The sequence below is a fragment of the Hyphomonas pacifica genome, from assembly GCF_000682675.1.
GTDB classification, from domain to species: Bacteria; Pseudomonadota; Alphaproteobacteria; order Caulobacterales; family Hyphomonadaceae; genus Hyphomonas; species Hyphomonas pacifica.
Genome location: NZ_AWFA01000074.1, coordinates 1 through 1,268, shown reverse-complemented (window position 1 = coordinate 1,268; position 1,268 = coordinate 1). Strand labels below are relative to the sequence as shown.

The following is a 1,268-nucleotide window of genomic DNA, read 5'->3' as shown; positions in this document are numbered from 1 at the left end:
TGGTCTGCCCCCAGTAAAGTGGTCCAGAGTTTGAGTTAGTTCCGGCTTCAGAAATGGAGTTTAGACATGGGCAAGAGATTGAAGCCTGAAGAGATCATAGCAAAGCTGCGGGAGGTTGAGGTTCGCCTTGCTCGCGGTGAAACCGCTGCGCAGGCAGCGCGTGCCATCGGCGTGACGGAGCAGAGTTACTATCGGTGGCGCAAGGAGTATGGCGGCCTTCAAGTTGGCCAAGCCAAGCGAATGAAGGACATGGAGAAAGAGAACACGCGGCTGCGGCGCGCTGTCTCCGATCTAACTCTGGACAACCAGATCCTTCAAGAAGTCGTGCGGGGAAAGTACTAAGCCCTTCACGTAAACGCATAGCGGTCGATCATGTGGTGGAAGAACTTGGTGCATCTGAGCGCCGGGTCTGCCGTGTGATCGGCCAGCATCGCTCGACGCAGCGCAAGCCCAGAATGGTTCGCGAAGACGAAGATGCGCTGACGACAGCCATCATCCATCTGGCGGAAAGGTTCGGTCGATATGGCTATCGCCGGATCACGGCCTTGCTGCGACGAGATGGCTGGCATGTGAATGAGAAGCGCGTTTACCGCATCTGGCGACGTGAAGGGCTCAAAGTCCCAATGAAACAACCCAAACGCAGCCGTCTATGGCTGAATGATGGCTCGTGTGTGCGGCTAAGGCCTGCGCATAAAGGCCATGTCTGGTCGTATGACTTCGTCCAGGACCGCACCCATGACAACAAGGTCTTCCGAATGCTGTGCGTGATCGATGAGTATACCCGGGAGTGTCTCGCGATCCGCGTCGAGCGCAAGCTGAACTCTCGTGATGTCCTGGATCTTCTTGGTGAACTGTTCGTCAGGCATGGTGCACCAGAGCACATACGGTCAGACAATGGCCCAGAGTTTATCGCCATCGCACTTCGCGAATGGCTCGGCAATATCGGCGTGAAGACGCTTTACATCACGCCTGCGAGCCCATGGGAAAATGGATACTGCGAAAGCTTCAACTCAAAGCTCAGGGATGAGCTCCTAGCCCGCGAAATCTTCTATGACCTGCGTGAAGCCAAAGCCCTGATCGAAGGGTGGCGACATCATTACAATACGTTCCGGCCACACTCATCACTCGGCTACAAACCACCTGCGCCAAAAGCCATCTTGCCCGCGGCGTTCAAACCGCCGTACTATGGGGGTGTAGCAGCATGAACGCCGCTACGTGGAAACCGCCGGACTAACAAAGCCGATGGACCACCTCAGTGGGGCAGAGCA

Annotated in this window: 1 protein-coding gene; it reads left to right on the top strand. The window is 56.2% G+C overall.

The features are described 5' to 3' along the window. Nucleotides 1-66 precede the first annotated feature (66 nt). A protein-coding gene (locus HY2_RS15290; RefSeq protein ID WP_233346817.1) for an IS3 family transposase occupies nucleotides 67-1,205 on the top strand; the annotation gives its coding sequence in 2 pieces (ribosomal slippage) (nucleotides 67-325 and nucleotides 325-1,205; 1,140 coding nt in all). Nucleotides 1,206-1,268 lie beyond the last annotated feature (63 nt).